The following is a 20,732-nucleotide window of genomic DNA, read 5'->3' on the forward strand; positions in this document are numbered from 1 at the left end:
GGTAGTTGCTAGGGTGCTTACAATTGAGCACCTTTTTCTAATGTGTAATGCTGAGACCTGAGTCTTAGTTGGTCAAAAACCGTTATGAGTCGCCCCCCTGTAATTAGCAAATTTAAAATGTACAAAAAGTGGCAATGTTGAATTTACAACTTTTGGCAATATGGCATGTACTGGTTTAATATTACATTAACTATCTCTTTCCGGCGTATTGTTTCATGTTTTCCATCTGCTTCATAGTTCCATGATTTGATCGAACTGGTTTATTTTGCTTCTCTCGGGGATGTATGCATCCGTGTCGTACTGGTTCATTTGAACACTGTTGAGAAAAATGGTGAAATCGTGGAAATTTTCCTCAAAATGCAAAAAAAGTACAAATAAAAAATTACCAATTTCTTTGAATATATTATTTTTGTTGTGGATTCATTGAATAAAGAATAGAATTACGCGCATTGATTTTTATTTAATCCAACCAAAATCTTAACTATGTTTTTTTTTTTCGTAGAGATTACGAGATTCTAAAAACATAGTTTTTTTATCTCTTTTCACAAACAGTGAACGCTTTCAATCCATCTTCATTTTCTTTATTTCTTATTTACATTAATCGTCGGGAAGAACATTGCTTCAGTTTTTATCGGATAAGCGAATTTTTATTCGGTGGTTTTTGTCCGGTTGTTGATAGCTAACTATTCGTAATGGATGCAAACCTTTTTTGCAAGACTGTTTTTATGTTAGTTGATAAAGAAAACAGGACTCTTGCTTATTTTTTTAAAGCGGCATACAGAATCACAAATATTTTATGTAAGTTTGAATAAAACTGATAGATATATGGGATACGAAATAGAACGTAAGTTTCTGGTAGATGGAGATTATAGAACTCATTCTTTTGAGAGGTTTATAATTAAACAGGGCTATTTGTCCCTTTCAGGAACAAGTGTTATCCGTGTACGTGTTAATGGAGAAAAGGCATTTCTTACCGTTAAAAGCGCTTCGGAGGAAGGGGGGATAAAACGGAACGAATGGGAGTATGAAATTCCGGTAGGGGATGCCGAAGAGATGCTGCTGTTATGTGAGGGAGCCGTGATTGATAAGATCAGGTATCTTATCAATTATGAAGGGCATTTATTTGAAGTTGATGAATTCTATGGTAGCAACGAAGGGCTGGTTATTGCGGAGATCGAGCTGGAAGAGGAAGATGAGCCTTTTGAAAAGCCTGATTGGCTGCGGGGTGAAGTAACTGGAGACATACGCTATTACAACTCATCACTCTCTATGCATCCCTACAAAGAGTGGGATGCGAAATAAAATGGAAAAAGCGGCTTAGCCGCTTTTTATAGTTTATTCAACAATAGTCACCCAACCATATTTATCGGGTTCGTCACCATACTGAATGGCCCGGAGCTTATGATACAACTGCTCACATATAGGGCCTGCTTTCCCGTCTTTTGAAATTTTGTAGGATCTATTCTCACTTAGGTCGTCGATCCGCAGAATGGGGCTGATTACGGCGGCTGTGCCGCAAGCGCCCGCTTCTTCAAATGTGGCAAGCTCTTCTTCTAATACGGGACGTTGCTCCACCTTGAGCCCTATCTCTTCTGCCAGCTGCATCAGGCTTTTGTTTGTGATAGAGGGCAGAATAGATTCGGATTTTGGTGTAATATAGGTGTTATCCCTGATGCCGAAAAAATTGGCAGGGCCACATTCGTCGATATATTTTTTCTCTCTGGCGTCGAGGTAGAGTACGGCTGAATAGCCCATTTCGTGTGCTAGCTCTCCCGATTTCAGGCTGGCAGCATAGTTGCCACCCACTTTGTATGTTCCCGTGCCAAGTGGCGCTGCGCGGTCGTATTCACGCATGATCACCATAGGTGTGGGCTTAAATCCCTCCTTAAAATAGGGCCCCACGGGTGTTACAAAAATAAGGAAAGTATACTCTCTTGCCGGCTTTACACCTACCTGGGCACTTGTGCCGATAAGCAGCGGCCGGATGTAGAGTGAAGCCCCACTATCGTAGGGTGGGACAAAATGTTCGTTTTTCTTTACAACGAGCAACACCATCTCTTCAAAGAGTTCTAACGGCAGTTCGGCCATCATGATACCACGGCAGGATGACTGCAGGCGTAAAGCATTCTCACGCATGCGGAAGATTCGTATCTTCCCGTCTTTTCCACGAAAGGCTTTCAGACCCTCAAATGCTTCCTGCCCATAGTGAAGGCATGTGGCAGCCATGTGTAGGTTCAGGTACTCCGAAGTTTCCAATTCAGGGTCGCTCCATTTTCCATCTCGGTAGTTACTGCGGACATTGTAGTCGGTTTTCATATAGCCAAATGATATATTTGACCAATCGATAGCATTCATTTTTAAAAAATTAATAGTATATAAGTTCAAATTATCCCATACAAATGTATGATATTATTTTATAAAATCACTTTTTTTCACAATATAAATCATTAATTTCGTATTTATAAATGATTGATCACATAACAATAGGTCGTATTCAGGACGCCGCACAAATTGTGGAGGTGGTGTCCGACTTTGTTACGCTTCGCCGCCGGGGTGTAAATTATGTGGGGTTATGCCCTTTTCATGACGACCGTACCCCTTCGTTTTACGTCTCTCCATCAAAGAATATTTGCAAATGCTTTGCCTGCGGAGAGGGTGGGTCTCCCATACACTTCGTGATGAAGCATGAGCAGCTTTCATATTATGAATCTCTGAAATACCTTGCCCGCAAATACAATATTGAAGTTGTTGAAAAAGAGTTTACCGATGAGGAAAAACAGGCTCAGAGCGATCGAGAGAGCATGTTTATCCTTAACGAGTATGCACGGGACTATTTTGTGAAGATACTTCACACTCACCCTGAGGGAAAAGCTGTAGGATTGACTTATTTTCGTGAACGGGGTTTCAGGGACGATATCATAAGAAAATTTCAACTGGGATACAGCCTCGAACAACGCGATGCCTTTTCTGCAGAAGCGCAAAAAAATGGGTATAAACGCGACTACCTGCTGAAGACTGGCTTGTCTGCAGGAGGAGAGTATAACCGGCCACTTGTTGACCGTTTTCGCGGCAGAGTACTTTTTCCCGTCCATACTCTCTCGGGCAAAGTGGTGGCTTTTGGGGGACGTATTCTTAAAAAGGTAGAGAATACAGGTAAGTACGTTAACTCTCCCGAGAGTGAAATATATTCCAAAAGCAATGAACTGTACGGAATCTATTTCGCAAAGAGCGCTATTGTTAAGCAGGACAAATGTTTTCTTGTTGAAGGGTATACTGATGTTATCTCAATGCATCAGGCAGGTATTGAGAATGTTGTGGCATCGTCGGGGACAGCTCTCACTCACGGCCAGATTCGTATGATCCATCGTTTTTCAGAGAATATCACCCTGCTTTACGACGGTGATGCGGCGGGAATAAAAGCTGCATTGAGGGGAATCGACCTGTTGCTTGAAGATGATATGAATGTAAAGGTGGTGCTGCTTCCTGAAGGAGAAGACCCCGACTCGTTTGCGAAAAAACAGAACGCAGAGGATTTTAACCGGTATATCGCAGATAATGAGGTTGATTTTATAAGGTTTAAAACGCAGCTCCTGCTGGAGGAGGTAGGTGATGATCCAATTAAACGTGCAGGGCTGATATCGAATGTGGTAGAGAGCATAGCGCTGATACCCAATACAATCACACGTTCAGTGTATATACAGGACTGTTCGCAGTTGCTTGATATGCCTGAGCGGGTGCTCATTGGTGAGATAAATAAAATTCGCCGGCGCAACTACGAAAAAAAGAAGGAACAAAAAGATAAAGAGGCTTCCTATAGTGAAAAGCAGGAGATTGGTGTTGCAACAAGAAGTGAAACCGGTTGGAAATTCTCTTCTGGAAATCCTTACGATAAGTATGAACTGGAAATTCTGCGTTACATAATTCGTTATGGGAATACGCCCATATACAAGAAATTTGAAAAGCATAAACGGAAAGAGGGTAAAGCCGTTATAGAAGAAGAGCTGTTGGTGGAGGTGGGGCCGGGTGTGACAGAGTTTGTGCTGTTTGACCTTGAACGAGATAAGATTGCGTTTTCAAATGATCTCTACAGGCAGGTTTTTGAGGAGGCAGTTGATCATCTTGAAGATGCAAGTTTCGATTCCGGACGATATTTCCTGTCGCATCCCGATCCTGAGATCAGCAAGCTGGCATCAGAACTGATGAGCGATCGTTATCATCTGAGCAAGATACATTCGAAGATACTTGGAGAGGAGGTTGGTGCCAGAGATTCGAGACTTAGTGAAGAGAATCAGCTTAACAGCTATGTACCTAGAGCTACCACCGAGCTTAAAAATGCCTATATCCTTCATAAAATAAAGGAGATAAGAGAGGAGATGAAAACAGGAGACCCGGATAAGAACCTTTCTCTTATTGTTGAATTGAAACAGTTGCAGGAGATAAAAAAAGTTCTCTCAAAAGAGTTGGGAGAGAGAATTATATTAAAATACTAACTGCGTGTTAATAATTCGTTATTTTGCATGCTCCCATACAGACCTAAAAAGCTTTTGGCTTAACTTGCGATGTTACTCATCAACAACATTGAATGTTGATTAGTCATTACTTTTTCGGTAATAAAAATTTAATTATCTGAATCAATAACTTAAATTTGTACATATGTATTTAGAAACCACCGACGTAGTAAAACAGTACGCTAATCACCTGGCACTATATAGGGTGAGTATAGGGGTTCCCAGGGGGACAATATTCGGCCTCCTGGGACCTAACGGGGCGGGAAAGACCACACTCATACGCATCATTACGCGCATCACCGCACCCGATAGCGGTGGGGTAATGATTGAAGGGCGCCCTTCGAGAAACGAAGATGTGTATAATATTGGCTACATGCCCGAAGAGAGGGGATTGTATAAAAAAATGAAGGTCGGTGAACAGGCTATGTATCTTGCCCGGCTGCGGGGATTATCGAAAAAGGATGCACACCGTGAACTGATGATATGGTTTAAACGGTTTGATATCATGAGCTGGTACAACCGCAAGGTGGAGGAGTTGTCGAAAGGTATGCAGCAGAAAGTGCAGTTTATCTCTACCGTTATTCATAACCCCGACCTGCTGATCTTCGATGAGCCCTTCAGCGGGTTTGACCCGGTAAACGCAGAAATTGTTAAAAACGAAATGCTTCGTTTGAAAGAAGAGGGGAAGACCATCATCCTTTCCACCCATAACATGGAGTCGGTGGAGGAGCTGTGTGATAATATAGCGCTCATCCACAAGTCTCAGGTGGTATTGCAGGGGAATGTGTTTGATGTTCGTAAAGCACATCGGCCCAATATTTTTCGTTTTCGCCTTTTCGGAAATCAATTTGACCTTGAGCATCCCTCGTTCACGTTGCTCTCAAAGGAACCTTACCATGAGTTCATCGATCTTCGGGTGAAAAAGTCTGACGATATCAGCAGTAACGAGTTGGCAAGATTGATTTTCGATAGATACGAAGTGGTGAGTTACGACGAAGAGCTGCCCACCATGACTGATGTCTTTATAAAAACAGTTACACGTGACTCTAAACAGGCAGAAATAGAGCCAGTCTCGTTTAATCTCATTTAATCTCATAAAAAATGAATAAATCAGGATTAGTTATACAACGCGAATATATCACGAGGGTAAGAAAGAAATCATTCATTATCCTTACATTGCTCATGCCTTTGCTAATGATCGCTTTGTCGGTAGTTCCTTTATGGCTCTCCACCTTGAATGAAGGAGGGGTGAAGAGTATAGCGGTGATTGACAACACCGGCACTTATGCCCAACTGTTGAAATCTACCGGTAAATACTATTTTCATATTGTGGAAGAACAGGAACAGCAGGATACGGAGTCGAGATTGGGCAAGGATCTATTTGCCATTCTGCAGATTACTGGCGATTTGAATGAAAATCCGCGTGCTGTCTCCCTCACTTCAGACAAGCAGGCCCCGCAAGAGCTGCAATCAATTATCGAAAGCACTCTGAATGAGAAGGTAACCCAGCAAAAGCTTGATGAACTTTCATCGTCGAGCAATGTAGATGCTGAAGCTATTTCCCGGGTTCGTTCCATTATAGAGGATGGTCACAAAATATCTTTGAGAACCTTTCGTATGGGCGATGATGGAAATGTTTCGGAGTCGTCTACCGAGCTTGCCACTATTATAGGGATGGTTTTTACCATACTAATATACATGTTTATCCTCATGTATGGCAATATGGTTATGCAGGCTGTGTTGGAAGAGAAAAAAAGCCGTATTGTGGAGGTGATGGTCTCTTCGGTAAAGCCTGTAAACCTGTTGATAGGGAAAATTATTGGGATTGGGCTGGTTGGAATTACCCAGTTGGTGATATGGGGTGTATTGCTGGGAGCTTTATTCAGTGGTATGTCTTTCCTTATCTCTTCTCCAGAGCAGGCGGCAGCCGTGTCGGCAAACATGGGAGATTTCAATATGGAGGGCGTAGTCAGTTCCATCCTTAGTGTCAATTGGTTTGAGATAGCGTTCTATTTTCTTCTTTTCTTTATTGGCGGATATGTTTTGTATGCTTCAATTTTTGCGATGTTTGCCTCTGCAGTCGACAGTGATGAGGATACCAGCCAATTTATGACGCCGGTAACGTTGCTAATAATGTTTGCATTTTTTGCCGGATTTTACAGTGTGAGCAATCCCGACGGTCCTTTGGCATTCTGGACATCACTTATCCCATTTACTTCTCCTATAGTAATGATGGTGCGTATTCCATTCGGAATACCTTTATGGGAGAAGCTGCTGGCAGTTCTGCTGCTGTACGGTACATTTATACTTATTTCTGTTTTCGCAGCTAAAATTTACAGGGTTGGTATTCTGATGTACGGGAAGAAACCCTCCATAAAAGAGATGTTGAAGTGGGTCAGGTACAAGTGATAGTATATGATCTGCCGTATCAGAAAACAGCTGTTAATATTGAATAGCCCGATCGCGATCGAGGCTGTTCGTAATACATGCAGTCGTCAGAGAACAACTGTTAATTAAACCTCGGCGCTTATTACGGTCTGTAAGAGGTGAAATGTTTATGTATATATTAAAGAACCTGAGAGATGAAAATCCGGACTGAAATGAAATTATCTATGAAGCTGAAAATGTTTCTTTTACTTTCTGCAATTGTAACAACACTTTCTGCACAAGAGAAACCTGTGCAGAAATGGCTTGATCAGAAATTCTCCATGTTTATCCATTTCGGCTTATACTCCGTTTACGGCGGTGTGTACGAAGGAAAACCGGTTACTCGCGGATATAGTGAACAGATCCAGTCGTTTGCCGGTATATTCAGCGACTGGTATGCAGACACCGCAAGTGAATTCAACCCGTTGAAATGGAATCCGGACAGTATTGTGGCACTGGCGAAAAAGGCGGGTATGCGATCTATTGTTTTAACATCCAAGCATCACGACGGTTTTTGTATGTACCACTCGGAATATACTGATTTCAACATCGTTGATGCAACTCCTTATGGAAGAGATCTGATGAAGGAACTTGCAGAGGCATGCAAGAGGGGCGGGATAGATTTCGGGGTATATTTCTCGCTGATAGACTGGCATTTTCCACAGGCATATCCTATATCAAGTCATAATGCCGATCCTCTTACTCCTGAACACTATCTTTTTAACCTGAAACAGGTGGAGGAGATCATGACCAATTACGGTGAAATTTCAGAGATCTGGTTTGACATGGGCTCTCTTACGCCACTGCAGAGCAAGGGCTTGTATGAGCTGGTAAACCGGTTGCAGCCTCATTGTATGATCAGTGGCAGGCTGGGGAACGACTTCGTGGATTTTGCCGTGATGGCTGATAACGAATATCCTTCCTACAAGTTGGGGGTGCCGTGGCAGACCGCCGCTTCCGTCTTCCCCGAAACATGGGGCTATCGCTCGTGGCAGGTGCGGGGACAGGTTCAACCGAAAGTGGAAGAGAAGATTGCCAGCCTGATAAAGGTGATCAGCCGTGGCGGGAATTACCTGCTAAATATCGGCCCCAGAGGCGACGGATCGGTAGTGGAGTTTGAGCGTGATATGCTGCTCGGTATCGGTAAATGGGTAAAAGCGAATGCTGAAGCAATATATGGTACAAAGCCTAATCCTTTTCCACATTCATTTGAGTGGGGAGATATAACTGCCGGAGAAAATTGTCTGTATGGATTTGTGCAAAGAGTGCCGTCATCTTCAAAAATTGAGATTTCAGGTTTCAGTGGAGTTGTAAGTGAAGTAAAACTATTGGCTTCAGGACAGACGTGTCTGTTTGTACAAAATGGCGGTCGTCTTGAAGTCGATTTGTCGCCCCTGCATAGCGAAGAACTTTTCCCGGTAATTAAAATAACATTTGATGATGGCTTTGTTGTGATTCCTTCACCGGTTGCTAAAGGGGCAGTTTTGACATCTCAAAACAGTATGCATCTTTTTGGGCATTCGAGCATTAACTATTATTCGGGTTATAAAAGCCTTATCGGTTATGATTGGGCTGTTCGCTCCCGCAGGAGTGTTGTCTCACCAGATATTATATTTACCGAAAGTGAGATTGGACGAACGATTGAGCTGGAGATCGATGGTCAGAGGCAGCAGGTAACGCTTCAGCCTTCAGCATCTGAAAAGGTGAGACTGCTCAAAAATTCTGTGAAATGGGGCAATTTATACCGGAAGCCAGGACGTGGCGTTTTTGGAAATATTGAAGTGGAGGGTATGGTAACCATTGATGTGGGCTTTGCAGATAACGGATGGAAAATGGTGAGAGATTTTCGTTACGGGGAACAAATATCAGAAAAGATCAAGCCTCGTGAAAGTATCCTTTTTCTGCAGGAAATTGAATCGTCGTGCCTTCAGACTCTGGCTGTTAGGGTTGGCTGCGGGAATGCAGTTTATATTCTGCTCAATGGTGAGTATGTAACTGCACATTTTTCTCCCACAAGACTAACATCGCAGGAAGAGATTGTTCTTCTGCCACTGAAAAAAGGAAATAACCAGCTTGTTATAAAATTTTACAACGGATTTGATAAAATGTTTTCCTATAACATCACTCCTTTGGAAGAGTGGATAGTATATACACAGAAGCTTTTGCCCCACACATTGCAAAAAAGAGATTTTCATAGTGTTTCACTCCGTTCTGCAGATGCGGCATCAAATGTTTCCCCGCTTCGGCTGAATAATGTGACAATCAATTTACGCTAGGCATTTATTCCCGCTTTTTTCCCCGAGCGGCATTGATAATATTTTAGTGGTTTTTAATCAAAATGAATGAAAAGAGAAATTGGGTAAATTTTATTAATTCAGGGCAATGATGAAGATAGGTAATACTGAGTTTCCTGAAAATCCCGTTCTCCTTGCTCCTATGGAGGATGTGACCGATATTGGATTCCGGATGCTGTGCAAAGAGTTCGGTGCAGATATGGTTTATACCGAGTTTATTTCTAGCGATGCCTTGATACGCGATGTTAAGAAGACAAAACGGAAGATCCTCTTCAGTCAGGAGGAACGCCCTATTGGCATACAGATCTACGGCAACGATCCTGCAGCCATGGTTGAAGCAGCCAGAATCTGTGAAGAGGTGGATCCCGACCTGATTGATATCAATTTTGGCTGTCCTGTCAGAAAGATTGCCGGTAAAGGAGCCGGCTCGGGGATGATGCGTACCCCCGAGGTGATGCTGGAGATCACCGAAAAGGTAGTCAAGGCTGTGACGAAGCCGGTAACAGTGAAGACTCGGCTGGGATGGGATGGCGATTCAAAAATTATTGTGTCGCTTGCAGAGCAGCTTCAGGATTGTGGTATCGCTGCACTCACTATTCATGGGCGCACCCGTGCACAGATGTACAGGGGGGAGGCCGATTGGACTTTAATTGGTGAAGTTAAAAACAATCCCCGTATGCGTATTCCTATTATCGGGAATGGCGATGTCACCTCACCTGAGATTGCGCTTCAGCGGTTTGGGGAGACCGGTGTTGATGCGGTGATGATCGGTCGTGGCAGCATTGGTGCCCCGTGGTTATTTCGGGATGTAAAACACTTTTTGCAGACCGGAGAGCATCTGCCCCGGGAATCGTTCCTCTGGTATCTCAATGTGTTGAAACGGCAGGTAAGGGAGAGTGTGGAGCGACTCGACGAAATTCGCGGTATCCTCCATATGCGGCGTCACCTGGCGGCCACTCCTCTCTTTAAAGGAATCCCCGATTTCAAAGCCACCCGCATTGCTATGTTACGTGCCAATACCCTTGGGGAGTTATTCACCATCATGGATGATATCCCGGAGAAGTTTGGATTAGAATAATGAGTCCCCTCAGATAAGTCTTTTTTGCTGAAAATCCCATAAAAAACGCCATCGATTTTCAGCGAGTTGCGACCTCCTGAAATCGGGTTTTGGGGTTTGCGGAACAGACTCAATAATATAAGTAGAAAGGAAGAGGGTGTCAAAAAGTTTTGACACCCTCTTCCAGGTATTTCAACCAGAATGGGTTATTTCTTTATAGTGCTTTTGATAATATCTCCACGGACGTCATCGTACATTTCGAAACTGAGCTTGTTCTGTCTTAATTTGATTGAAGCCTTTTCATCTATCTGTGAAGAACGGAATTGAGTATTGATGACAGATGTTGCACGTGTGAATAGAGTCTGTCCTGTAATAAGCGACAACGCTTTCCCAAGAAGTGGGTCGTTCGTATTTCCAAAATCCACTAAATAAAGATCTTTGAATTCATCCACTTCATAATTGGGAAGAAATCCTGATGTAAAGTCAGATTGTCCCAGACTATTGGCATATCTTACAATAATGGGTTGCATGCCCCATTTGTTTTTAGAATCATTTTCCTCGTATATACTTATTGATCCAACGTTCTTCCCATATGTGGTTTCTCCAATAAGAACCACATCCATGTATGGTTTTAATCCGTTAATGATGAACTCACTTGCTGAGGCAGTCCAGCCGCTTGTAAGAACATAAAGACGTGGCAGGTTCAAAGATGGTATTGGAATTTTTGTGCCTTCAATCATATCAATAAAATAATCTTTATTGTAATTGGCACCATATTCCTTAAGAAGTGAATTATGTACTATTGAATTATATTGTGAGGTTGTGAGCACATTACTGGTAGATCTGTCTTTCACTAAAGCACTTGCCAGCGCAATGGCCGAAGATACTGCTCCCCCGCTGTTATAACGAAGATCGAGCACCATCTCGTCAATACCTTGCGATTGCAGGTTTTGTAATCTGTTCATCAGAAGTTTATCATAGTCGTTGCTTTTATCACCTTTGTCACGGGCAAAGAAATTGTAAACCAGATAGCCGATTTTTTGATCCCCGATAGTATATACGCTGTCCCTATATACCGGATTTTCCGCAAAGTTTCTATGCATAAGGATGTTCACATCGCCACTATTTGTTAATATATATTCCGGATAACCTTCATCTTCTGGGCCCACTGAACTATCAAGTTTCCAGTCCGCCATTGTCAGCTTCTTGCTGCCTGTGCCGCCAAAGAGGTCACGATAATTGCCAGGAGTGATATTCTGGTCGTTTATCTTCGTCACAAAGCGGCCCCTGTCAATCTTTTTTGCTTCGGCGTCAGTACCATGCTTGGGATAAAGGACTAATGCATAATAATGTGTTTTTGCCTGATCTGCCCAGACAAAAATATATTCAAATCCAATCTCGTCTGAACTCACACCACTAAGGTTTCCCAACAACTCCTTGTAATCTTCCTGAATCCATGAAAAGCGATCTCCATAAGGATTTGAAGTAGCATTGTATTTGTAAAGGATGGAGTTAAAGAAATCTTTAGGATAAAGGATGTAATTGGGATTTTTGGATAGTTTGTCGTTCCACAAATAATAAACCGACATATTTTCGTAGATCCATTTATTTACATATTTATAATTTGAGATAACGTCCGATGTTGTAATAATGGCTTCCCCTGACGTATCTGCATTAAGTGTGTAAACAACTGTTCCATCGTCTAATGTGGCGCTTGCACTTGGAGGGGATACTGAGTTGTCGATCACAGCACTTACGCTCTTTTTGTACCCGCTGTTGTACTCTAAAGTGAAAGACTTGGTTGTTGCATTGTATGTTGCTGTCTCAAGATCTCCTTTATTGGTTGAAGGATCTTCTTTTTCGCATGATAAGTTAAATATAAGTACAAGATAGAGAAAAAACAATATTCTTTTCATATGATCCGTTGATTTCTAATGGATATAACTGTTTTCAATTGTGGAATATCAAGTGTAAATATTTGTAATTCAATGAGCGAGCTAATAATGAATTTATTATTAATTTTATTACGGTTATAAGACTGCGAAAGTAGTGAAGATTTTAATGTGATTCCTTAAATTTTATAGATTTAACACCCCTTTACCTTGACGGATGATCTCTGGTTCGTCGGAAGTGCAATCCACCACCGTTGAGGCTTCTATTCCCCCAAAGCCGCCGTCGATAACTATATCGGCTATATCTCCCCACTTTTCGTGGATCAGTTCGGGATTGGTGGTATATTCAATTTCTTCGTCTTCATCTTTTACTGATGTGCTTAAAACCGGGTTCCCAAGTTGTGCGGCAATCTCGCGAATAATATTGTTGTCGGGTACCCGGATACCTACCGTTTTTTTGTTCTTATATATTTTTGGCAGCGAAGAGGTAGTGGGTAAGATAAATGTAAAAGGCCCTGGGAGGTTGCGCTTCATAAGTTTGAAAGTAGGAGTGCTTACTTTGGCATATTCGCTGATAGCGCTCATATCGTTACAGATAATTGATAGGTTGCTCTTCTGCGGATTTATCCCCTTTAAAGCACAAATCTTCTCAACAGCGCGTACATTCAGTGCATCACAGCCAATACCGTATAGTGTATCGGTAGGATAGATCACGATACCGCCATCGTACAGAGTAGAAACTATTTTTTCTATCTCACGTGGATTAGGATTCTCATTATAAAGCTTTATCAACATAGCCTGCAAATGTATAAAAAAAAAGCTTCAATCTTTCAATTGAAGCCAAATTGTTGAAAACAGGTCAATTATTATCCGTAAATTACATTACCGTTTTCATCGCGGTTCTCATCCAGCCCGTTACTATACTGCTTCATAGCACGAAGGCTCATACCCATGCTGGAAAAGCCGCCATCGTTGTAGAGGTTCTGCATTGTGATTTTTCGCGTTAGGTCAGAGAACATCACTATGCAATAGTCAGCGGCATCATCGGCACTTGCATTCCCAAGAGGCGACATACGTTCGGCAAAATCCATAAGGTCTGTCATTCCTTTCACCCCGCTGCCTGCAGTTGTCATAGTGGGCGACTGTGAAATGGTGTTCACTCTAACTCCCTTGTCGCGTCCGTAGATATATCCGAAACTGCGGGTAATGGATTCAAGAAGCGCTTTTGCATCGGCCATGTCGTTGTAGCCGTAAAATACACGTTGTGCGGCGACATATGTGAGTGCCAGCAAAGAGCCTCCACGCTCAACGGCATCTATCTTACGGGCTACCTGCAGCATTTTGTGAAAGGAGATGGCAGAGATATCTATGGTTTTCATAAGCATGTCGTAGTCGAGATCGTCATAAGTCCTTTTTTTGCGAACGTTGGGCGACATACCTATTGAGTGGAGCACGAAATCGATCTTTCCACCCAGTATCTCCATCGATTTGGAAAATACCATTTCCAGATCTTCCACATTGGTGGCATCTGCCGGAAGAATTTCAGCGTTGAGCTTCTCTCCCAGTTTAGTTGTATCTCCCATTCGAACGGCAACGGGAGTGTTTGACAATGTGATGGTAGCACCCTCTTCAACGGCTCTCTCAGCCACCTTCCAGGCGATGGACATATCGTTCAACGCACCAAAAATAATACCTTTTTTCCCTTTTAGTAAATTGTGATTCATAATTATTTCAATTTTGATCTTCCCATAAAAAGATTTTATCGGAGTTTTGCTGTGATTCTAATCTGAAAAACTGCGCAAATTTACGAAAAATGTGCAATAAATAAACACTCAACATAAAAATATGTTCTCACAGCCATGTTTGTTAGTTGAAAAGCCACGATGAAAAAAATAAAACAAGGGTGATATCATATGATATTCACCCTTGTCATTTACCCGTTTAAATGCCAGGTCAGGCAGCCTTTACGGTGGTGTTCTCAACCGTTATACCTTTCCATACGAGAGCCGAAATTGCAGCTCCAAGCATTGGAGCTGCAATGAAAAGCCAGAGTTGTGCAAAAGCCACTCCTCCTTCAAAAATTGCCGGACCGATACTGCGGGCAGGGTTCACGGATGTTCCAGTGATAGGGATACATACAATGTGTATCAGCACTAAAGCCAGTCCTATGGCTAAACCTGCGAATTTATTCAGTCCGTTTTTAGCGGTCACTCCCAATACTACCAGCACAAAAATGAAAGTGAACACCGTTTCAGCAACGAATGCTACAGCCATTTGTCCTTCCCCAAAACCGTTTGCTCCCGTTAAGGTAGTAGAGGAGCCGGAGTCTTTCGCGAGAAACCAAAGGATGGAAGATCCTAAAATAGCACCGGTGACCTGAAAAACCATATACATCGCGGCATCTTTGCCGCTCATTCTACCCGAGAGGAAAACTCCCAGCGTGATAGCAGGGTTGATATGACATCCCGAGATACTGCCGATGGTGTAGACCATTGCAACCACCGAAAGGCCGAATGCGAATGCAACACCAAGCGTACCCACAGATTCGAATGGTTGCGCTGCACCCGCAAAAACGGCTGCACCGCAGCCCATCAATACCAGTACCATAGTACCGACCATCTCTGCAAAATACTTCTTCATGATTTTTAATATTTGTGTGAAACATATAGTACATTACAAAGGAAAAAAATATTTTTTAATTATCGCTGTTTCAGGCAAATAATTGGGGACAGATTCCACATTTTTTGACTCAATTGCGCCTGGTAATGTATCGCGATAGCATATTTGAGATATAGTGATTTTAATGTTTTTACCAATTTTTATGTGAATAGTTTGGAACATTTTGTCTATAAGTTGTTATAAAAGATAAGTAATAAAGATATGATCATCACATATATATTTCACAGTTGTTACCTGATTGAATTCGATCAGTTCTCTGTGCTATTCGATTTTTACAAAGATGTTCCACGCGAAGAAGGGAAAAGCTGGGTTAGAGATTATCTGCTCAGTAAAGAGCAGGATTTGTACGTTTTATGTTCACACTCTCATTCCGATCATTTCAATCCTGAAATATTGACATGGAAAAAAAGGAAAAAGAATATCAGCTATGTCTTCTCATACGAGCTTTTGCAAAGTGGCAAGGCAGGACGTAGCGATGCTCACTACCTCAGAAAGGAGGGAGTGTTTAATGACCATAGGCTCAGGGTAAAAGCTTTTGGATCTACAGATGCTGGCTGCTCGTTTTTGCTGTGGTATCGCGATCAGCTTTTTTTTCATGCCGGCGACCTGAATAACTGGCATTGGAATGAAGAGGTGAGCAAAGAGGAAGCACTTTCGTTTGAAAACCATTTTCTGTGTGAACTTGAGCTGTTATCAGAAAAAACCGATCGGTTGCATATTGCAATGTTTCCGGTTGATCCGCGCTTGGGGAAAGATTATATGCGCGGTGCAGAGCAGTTTGTATCGAGGATTGGAACCGATTATTTTCTGCCGATGCATTTTGGGGGCGACTACGATAAAGTAAACCTTTTCGAAAAAATTGCATCCGGATACGGCTGTAAATATCTGCCATTATCGCACCGGGGACAATCTTATACTCTATAATTGAAATTCCTTTTGTCTGTCTGCAACCCGCAAATATGCTGTGGCAATCGAACACTTTTTAACTGGAATCTCTGCCACGTTAGAGAATCTTATCGTAAACAGGGGACAATCGTACTCTCAAAAATAGGGACTGGTAGTAATAAATTATTATGTAATCAGTTAAAGCGGTAAAATATATAATATTTTGATCATATGTGTTTTGTAATCCTTAATAATTTTGTGAGTCTGCTTCGGAAACCCCAAAACCCGATTTCAGTGGTTTCAACTTGCTGAAAATAGATGTGTATTTTGGAAAATTTTCAGCGGAAAAGACTTATCTTGTTCAATCTAAAAAAACAATAATATGGAAATAAAAGCAAGGTTCGATCATTATAATATCAACGTATTCGATCTACAAAAAAGTATCGATTTTTATGGCAGGGCTCTGGGAATGAAAGAAGTCCGAAGAAAGGAAGCGTCAGACGGATCATTTATTCTGGTCTATCTTGGAGACGGGGCTACGGGCTTCACGCTGGAACTGACATGGCTAAGAGACTGGGACAGGCCCTATAATATGGGCGATAATGAACAGCATCTGTGTGTCCGCGTGGAAGGTGATTATGATGAGATAAGAGCTTTTCACAATGAGATGGGATGTGTCTGTTACGAAAATAAAGAAATGGGACTTTATTTCATTATCGATCCCGATGGATATTGGATAGAAGTATTACCTTTGAAGAAATAAACAGTTATATGGACTTTTTCAATTACAAACGGCGCCCTACAGTTGATGTACATATAGGAAACATTACTATGGGTGGTAACTACCCTGTTATTGTGCAGACGATGACCAATACAAATACTCTAGATACTGAAGCCAGTGTGGCACAGTGTGAGAGGATTGTAGCAGCCGGAGCAGACCTGATTCGTTTTACTACTCAGGGGGTGCGCGAAGCAAATAATCTTCGTGAGATTCACCGGCAGTTAAGAGAGAAAGGATATACTATACCTCTGTCGGCCGACATTCACTTTAATCCGCGGGCAGCCGAAGTGGCGGCTACCATAGCCGAAAAAGTACGTATTAATCCCGGTAACTACGTAGACAAGCAGAAAACATTTGCCGAGTTGGAATACACCGATGAAGAATACTCAGCGGAGTTGGAGAAAATCCGTGCAAAAGTGGCAACCTTTCTTCAGATATGTAAAGAACATGGCACAGCCGTGCGTATCGGGGTAAACCATGGATCGCTTTCCGACCGCATTATGACCCGCTACGGGGATACGCCTGAAGGTATGGTGGAATCGTGTATGGAGTACCTTCGTATAGCCATGGAAGAAGGATTTACCGATATTGTGATTTCGATGAAAGCGTCCAATACACTTCTGATGGCCAAGGCAGTACGCCTTTTGGTGGCGACCATGGATAAAGAAGGTATCCATTTCCCACTTCATCTGGGTGTTACAGAAGCCGGAAACGGAGAAGACGGGCGTATGAAATCGGCAGTAGGTATTGGTGCTCTCCTAAGCGATGGCATGGGAGATACCATTCGTGTTTCACTGAGCGAAGATCCCGAGGCAGAGGTACCTGTAGCCCGAAAGCTGGTGGATTACGTGATGCAACGGCAAAATCATCCACCCATTGAGGGACGACAATTTCCTGGTTTCTCTCCATTTTCGACCGATAGGCGGGAAACTGAGGCTGTTTGGAATGTTGGAGGGGATTACGTACCTGTGGTGATTTCAGATAGGAGCAACACGCAAGATATGACGATAAACTCCCACTTCATCCCCGATTATATTTATGTGGGGAAGCAGGTTCCAGAGAACTTTCCGAAAGGGATGAAGTCGATTGTGGATTTCGACTGTTGGGAAGAGATAATTGATAATTATCCGCTGTTTACCGTTGGCAATATAAGTAACATTGGTAATTGCAGTGCCGGGGTTAAATTCCTGCGCATCTCCTACCCAGAGCTGACAGCTGAGGTGCTTTCAGTATTAAAAAATAGTCCCGGAGTGGTTGTGGTCCTTACTACTGTTCATCCTAATGGGGTGGGGGAGCAAAGAGCCTTTTTCCATGCTCTGCTGAATGGAGAGTGCCATGTACCGGTTATTCTTCAAAGGAGTTATTTTGAAGATGAGCCGGAGGATTTACAGATCAAAGGTGGGGCGGATTTTGGAACTGTTCTCCTGGATGGTTTCGGTAACGGTATCATGATGAGCAACCAAGGGAAGATCGATATCACTGATGTCGATGCTTATTCTTTCGGCATATTGCAGGCGGCACGTGTGCGAACGAGCAAAACGGAGTTTATCTCCTGCCCGGGTTGCGGAAGGACTTTGTTCGACCTGCAGGCAACAGTCGCCCTTGTACAGAAACATTTCTCTCATCTGAAACATCTGAAGATAGGGGTGATGGGGTGCATAGTAAATGGTGTGGGTGAGATGGCTGATGCTGACTATGGATATGTTGGAGCCGAACATGGGAAAATTTCACTCTACCGAAAGAAACAGTTGGTGGAGAAAAATATTCCTCAGTCTGAGGCAGTAGAACATCTTATTCAGCTTATCAAAGATCATGGGGACTGGATTGAACCCGAAAATAATTAATTTAAGTTTTGCGCTCATTAATACAATTATATTCAGCGCTTGCTTGAGCTATACCATAACGAGCGAATATCTACGTTAGTGAACGAAGCGAGTTAATTATCAGATAGCCTGTGAGCTTTTTTGTTAGTTATATTGATGTTGTTTAAACAGTAAGGGGAATTAGCACTATTTATTGATATTTCTTTTGGTAAATTCCGAAAAAAACTGTAATATTGCACCCGCTTTCGGTATATCTGAACCGAAACAGAGGTCCCATAGCTCAGTTGGTTAGAGCACCTGACTCATAATCAGGGAGTCACTGGTTCAAGCCCAGTTGGGACCACCAAATAACAGGCAGTCAGAAAGATAAATCTGATTGCCTGTTATTTTTCAAACAAAAATTACATATCAGTAATCAGTTCATACTTCGGTACCAATGCTTTCATAATGGTCCAGCCCAACAGATAGGCGATGGCACAGAAGATGAAGATGATAAAGTAGCCTGATTCAATTCCTTCATAGCCAAGGAATTTCATGTTTGTGTTGGCTGCATGGTCGAACAGTACGCCGGAGCTCTTATTGATGAAGAAGGAGCCCACACCGCCGGCCATACCACCGATGCCGGTGATTGTACCTACGGCATGTTTCGGGAACATGTCACTCACGGTGGTGAAGATGTTAGCCGACCAGGACTGATGTGCAGCAGCGGCGATACCGATAATTATTACTGGCATCCATACAGAGATACTTCCCAGTGGTTGTGCCAGGAGAATCAGTAGCGGGAAGAAAGCAAAAAGCAACATTGCCCGCATACGTCCCTGGTAAGGGTCCATTTTTTTCTTATTCATAAAATAGGCAGGGAAATATCCGGCTGCAAAAACAGAGATCATTGAGATCGCATATACAACGAAAACATGCGGTGCACTTTGAGTTGAGTTCAGATCGTATACTGAACTAAGATAAGCCGGGATCCAGAAAAGCAGGAACCACCACACACCATCCGTCAGAAATTTACCGACGGCAAACGACCAGGTCTGTTTGTATTTGAATGCTTTTTTAAAAGATACTTTTCTCCCGGCATTTTCATCCGCAGGTATTGTTCCCTGTACCGCATCTGTGATATCATCTTGATTTATATAGGCTAGTTCAACGGAGTTCACTCTTTTGTTTTTTTCAGGCTTATGATAGATAAACACCCAAAATCCCATCCATACAAAACCCAAGGCACCTATTACAATAAAAGCCATTTCCCACCCCCATGCCTTGGCGATGAAGGGGATTGTCAGCGGTGCCAATAAAGCTCCGATTTGAGCGCCAGAGTTGAAAATGCTGGTTGCGTATGCCCTATCTTTCTTTGGAAAATATTCTGCTGTTGCCTTGATGGCGGCAGGGAAGTTTCCAGCCTCTCCAATCGCGAGTATAAGCCGGGCAAAGACAAACAGTGTAACACTTACGTTTACAACCATAGATATATTTCCAACAGTACCAATAGCCTGTCGTGCACCCTGAAAACTGAGAGTCCATTCTCCTGCCGTTATGCCTGCAGTTAAAAGTCCGCAGAAAGCGTGCAATATTGCTCCGAAAGACCACACTCCAATAGCCCAGAGAAAACCTTTCTTGGTGTCCATCCAGTCCACAAATTTTCCAGCAAAGAGCATAGAGATGGCGTAAAAAATAGAGAATAACCCGGTAATGGTACCATAATCACTGTTCGTCCAGTGAAACTCCGGTGCTATAAAGTCGGCCCACGTCAGCGATAACACCTGCCGATCCATGTAATTGACCGTAGTTGCCAAAAACAGCATTAGGACAATCGTCCAGCGGTAATTGGTCATTTTTGCTTTTCCTTCTTCTTGTAGTTTACTCATGATTTTCTATAATGATTATTGTTTAGAATATTTTTTGACGATTGAGAGGCTCTGTTTGCACAGCTGGGTAATTTTTCCCCAATCTCCACTCTTTACTACCTCTTCAGGGAAAAGATTAGATCCCATTCCAACACATGTAACGCCTGCTATGAACCATGCCGACAGATTTTCTTCAGTAGGTTCCACCCCGCCGGTGACCATGATCTTTGACCATGGCATCGGCCCCTTGATGTTTTTCACAAACGACGGCCCTCCCACATTCCCGCCGGGGAAAACCTTTACTATCTCAACCCCCAGCTCCTGTGCCAGCCCTATCTCGGAGGTTGTGGCGCAACCTGGGGAGTAGGCTATTTGCCTGCGGTTGCATATTTTGAATATGTCTGGATTCAACAGTGGCCCTACCACAAAGTTGGCTCCCAACTGGATGTAGAGCGCAGCAGTAGGGGCATCCACGATGGAGCCGATACCCAGTATCATCTCCGGACATGCTGAGTTGGCCCACTTCACCAGTTCGGCGA

At 42.8% G+C, this 20,732-nt stretch carries 16 protein-coding genes and 1 tRNA gene; 10 read left to right on the forward strand and 7 right to left on the reverse strand.

What is annotated here, in order from left to right:
- Nucleotides 1–825 precede the first annotated feature (825 nt).
- Nucleotides 826–1,302 carry a CYTH domain-containing protein gene (locus B3B27_RS03460; protein WP_238868391.1) on the forward strand — a complete coding sequence of 159 codons (477 nt, stop codon included), beginning with the start codon at nt 826–828 and terminating at the stop codon, nt 1,300–1,302.
- A gap of 33 nt (nt 1,303–1,335) precedes the next feature.
- On the opposite strand, the gene B3B27_RS03465 is transcribed toward B3B27_RS03460, so the two are convergent.
- Nucleotides 1,336–2,355, reverse strand: coding sequence for a branched-chain amino acid aminotransferase (locus tag B3B27_RS03465; RefSeq protein ID WP_238868392.1), 1,020 nt, complete (start codon nt 2,353–2,355; stop codon nt 1,336–1,338).
- Nucleotides 2,356–2,465: 110 nt separating this feature from the next.
- Between B3B27_RS03465 and dnaG the strand changes: the two genes are divergently transcribed.
- The 5 genes from dnaG (at nt 2,466) to dusB (ending at nt 10,307) form a co-directional block, all read left to right on the forward strand.
- Nucleotides 2,466–4,490, forward strand: a complete 2,025-nt coding sequence (gene dnaG, locus B3B27_RS03470) for a DNA primase (protein WP_238868393.1) — start codon at nt 2,466–2,468, stop codon at nt 4,488–4,490.
- A gap of 163 nt (nt 4,491–4,653) precedes the next feature.
- Nucleotides 4,654–5,598 carry an ABC transporter ATP-binding protein gene (locus B3B27_RS03475; protein ID WP_238868394.1) on the forward strand — a complete coding sequence of 315 codons (945 nt, stop codon included), beginning with the start codon at nt 4,654–4,656 and terminating at the stop codon, nt 5,596–5,598.
- A gap of 11 nt (nt 5,599–5,609) precedes the next feature.
- Nucleotides 5,610–6,917, forward strand: a complete 1,308-nt coding sequence (locus B3B27_RS03480; RefSeq protein WP_286845926.1) for an ABC transporter permease — start codon at nt 5,610–5,612, stop codon at nt 6,915–6,917.
- Nucleotides 6,918–7,090: 173 nt separating this feature from the next.
- Nucleotides 7,091–9,211: an alpha-L-fucosidase gene (locus B3B27_RS03485; RefSeq protein ID WP_286834022.1), complete on the forward strand. Its 2,121-nt coding sequence runs from the start codon at nt 7,091–7,093 to the stop codon at nt 9,209–9,211.
- 109 nt (nt 9,212–9,320) lie between these two features.
- Nucleotides 9,321–10,307, forward strand: a complete 987-nt coding sequence (dusB, locus tag B3B27_RS03490) for a tRNA dihydrouridine synthase DusB (RefSeq protein ID WP_238869399.1) — start codon at nt 9,321–9,323, stop codon at nt 10,305–10,307.
- Nucleotides 10,308–10,492: 185 nt separating this feature from the next.
- Here the strand turns inward: dusB and B3B27_RS03495 are convergent, their stop codons facing one another.
- The 4 genes from B3B27_RS03495 to B3B27_RS03510 form a co-directional block, all read right to left on the reverse strand.
- Nucleotides 10,493–12,202, reverse strand: a complete 1,710-nt coding sequence (locus B3B27_RS03495) for a S41 family peptidase (RefSeq protein ID WP_238868397.1) — start codon at nt 12,200–12,202, stop codon at nt 10,493–10,495.
- Between the two features lie 162 nt (nt 12,203–12,364).
- Entirely contained in the window at nt 12,365–12,973 is a 609-nt protein-coding gene (locus B3B27_RS03500; protein ID WP_238868398.1) for an L-threonylcarbamoyladenylate synthase, read from the reverse strand.
- Between the two features lie 71 nt (nt 12,974–13,044).
- Entirely contained in the window at nt 13,045–13,902 is an 858-nt protein-coding gene (locus B3B27_RS03505; RefSeq protein WP_238868399.1) for an enoyl-ACP reductase FabI, read from the reverse strand.
- Nucleotides 13,903–14,131: 229 nt separating this feature from the next.
- Entirely contained in the window at nt 14,132–14,818 is a 687-nt protein-coding gene (locus B3B27_RS03510) for an MIP family channel protein (RefSeq protein WP_286846829.1), read from the reverse strand.
- A gap of 240 nt (nt 14,819–15,058) precedes the next feature.
- On the opposite strand from B3B27_RS03510, the gene B3B27_RS03515 reads away from it, so the two are divergent.
- The 4 genes from B3B27_RS03515 to B3B27_RS03530 all read left to right on the forward strand — a co-directional run bounded on the left by B3B27_RS03515 (nt 15,059) and on the right by B3B27_RS03530 (nt 18,692).
- On the forward strand, nt 15,059–15,781 hold the full coding sequence (locus tag B3B27_RS03515; RefSeq protein WP_238868401.1) for an MBL fold metallo-hydrolase: 723 nt from the start codon (nt 15,059–15,061) through the stop codon (nt 15,779–15,781).
- Nucleotides 15,782–16,124: 343 nt separating this feature from the next.
- Nucleotides 16,125–16,505 (forward strand): VOC family protein, encoded by a 381-nt coding sequence (locus B3B27_RS03520; protein WP_238868402.1) that lies wholly within the window; start codon nt 16,125–16,127, stop codon nt 16,503–16,505.
- Between the two features lie 8 nt (nt 16,506–16,513).
- A complete protein-coding gene (locus B3B27_RS03525; RefSeq protein ID WP_238868403.1) occupies nt 16,514–18,367 on the forward strand; it encodes a 4-hydroxy-3-methylbut-2-en-1-yl diphosphate synthase in 1,854 nt (617 codons plus the stop codon).
- Nucleotides 18,368–18,615: 248 nt separating this feature from the next.
- Nucleotides 18,616–18,692, forward strand: a tRNA-Ile gene (locus B3B27_RS03530).
- Between the two features lie 55 nt (nt 18,693–18,747).
- Here the strand turns inward: B3B27_RS03530 and B3B27_RS03535 are convergent.
- Entirely contained in the window at nt 18,748–20,214 is a 1,467-nt protein-coding gene (locus tag B3B27_RS03535; protein ID WP_238868404.1) for an MFS transporter, read from the reverse strand.
- Between the two features lie 15 nt (nt 20,215–20,229).
- The coding region (locus B3B27_RS03540; protein ID WP_286846831.1) for a bifunctional 4-hydroxy-2-oxoglutarate aldolase/2-dehydro-3-deoxy-phosphogluconate aldolase at nt 20,230–20,732 on the reverse strand (503 nt) is incomplete at its 5' end.

It is taken from the genome of Proteiniphilum sp. UBA5463 (assembly GCF_002427225.1).
GTDB classification, from domain to species: Bacteria; Bacteroidota; Bacteroidia; order Bacteroidales; family Dysgonomonadaceae; genus Proteiniphilum; species Proteiniphilum propionicum.

What these genes read in the sequence shown, in the direction of transcription:
- B3B27_RS03505 (WP_238868399.1), bottom strand. Translation starts at nt 13,902, where the DNA reads ATGAATCACAATTTACTAAAAGGGAAAAAAGGTATTATTTTTGGTGCG.
- B3B27_RS03535 (WP_238868404.1), bottom strand. Translation starts at nt 20,214, where the DNA reads ATGAGTAAACTACAAGAAGAAGGAAAAGCAAAAATGACCAATTACCGC.
- B3B27_RS03460 (WP_238868391.1), top strand. Translation starts at nt 826, where the DNA reads ATGGGATACGAAATAGAACGTAAGTTTCTGGTAGATGGAGATTATAGA.
- B3B27_RS03510 (WP_286846829.1), bottom strand. Translation starts at nt 14,818, where the DNA reads ATGAAGAAGTATTTTGCAGAGATGGTCGGTACTATGGTACTGGTATTG.
- B3B27_RS03500 (WP_238868398.1), bottom strand. Translation starts at nt 12,973, where the DNA reads ATGTTGATAAAGCTTTATAATGAGAATCCTAATCCACGTGAGATAGAA.
- dusB (WP_238869399.1), top strand. Translation starts at nt 9,321, where the DNA reads ATGAAGATAGGTAATACTGAGTTTCCTGAAAATCCCGTTCTCCTTGCT.
- B3B27_RS03520 (WP_238868402.1), top strand. Translation starts at nt 16,125, where the DNA reads ATGGAAATAAAAGCAAGGTTCGATCATTATAATATCAACGTATTCGAT.
- B3B27_RS03525 (WP_238868403.1), top strand. Translation starts at nt 16,514, where the DNA reads ATGGACTTTTTCAATTACAAACGGCGCCCTACAGTTGATGTACATATA.
- B3B27_RS03480 (WP_286845926.1), top strand. Translation starts at nt 5,610, where the DNA reads ATGAATAAATCAGGATTAGTTATACAACGCGAATATATCACGAGGGTA.
- B3B27_RS03485 (WP_286834022.1), top strand. Translation starts at nt 7,091, where the DNA reads ATGAAAATCCGGACTGAAATGAAATTATCTATGAAGCTGAAAATGTTT.
- dnaG (WP_238868393.1), top strand. Translation starts at nt 2,466, where the DNA reads ATGATTGATCACATAACAATAGGTCGTATTCAGGACGCCGCACAAATT.
- B3B27_RS03475 (WP_238868394.1), top strand. Translation starts at nt 4,654, where the DNA reads ATGTATTTAGAAACCACCGACGTAGTAAAACAGTACGCTAATCACCTG.
- B3B27_RS03495 (WP_238868397.1), bottom strand. Translation starts at nt 12,202, where the DNA reads ATGAAAAGAATATTGTTTTTTCTCTATCTTGTACTTATATTTAACTTA.
- B3B27_RS03465 (WP_238868392.1), bottom strand. Translation starts at nt 2,355, where the DNA reads ATGAATGCTATCGATTGGTCAAATATATCATTTGGCTATATGAAAACC.
- B3B27_RS03515 (WP_238868401.1), top strand. Translation starts at nt 15,059, where the DNA reads ATGATCATCACATATATATTTCACAGTTGTTACCTGATTGAATTCGAT.